1 rRNA gene is annotated in these 281 nt (G+C 51.2%); it reads right to left on the reverse strand.

From position 1 onward, the window contains the following. Window positions 1-73: ribosomal RNA gene (locus OO69_RS48610) — 16S ribosomal RNA — on the reverse strand; the annotation flags it as partial. Window positions 74-281: the final 208 nt, after the last annotated feature.

Consider the following 281-nt stretch of genomic DNA (forward strand, 5'->3'; position numbering starts at 1 on the left):
TTCATCGTTCGACTTGCATGTGTTAAGCACGCCGCCAGCGTTCGTCCTGAGCCAGGATCAAACTCTCCGTGAATGTTTTCCCGTAATCGGGACCACACATCACGAGAGCGGAACAGTCAGGCGGAATAAGCCCGACCGTTCACAGCGTCCTCGCTGTATGTATTTCTTCAAAGGAACCTCGCCCCAACCATCAGAAGATGTTTGGAGACGGGGTATCAACATATCTGGCGTTGATTTTTGGCACGCTGTTGAGTTCTCAAGGAACGGACGCTTCCTTTGTA

It is taken from the genome of Streptomyces sp. NRRL F-525 (assembly GCF_000716605.1).
In the GTDB taxonomy this organism is placed as follows: domain Bacteria; phylum Actinomycetota; class Actinomycetes; order Streptomycetales; family Streptomycetaceae; genus Streptomyces.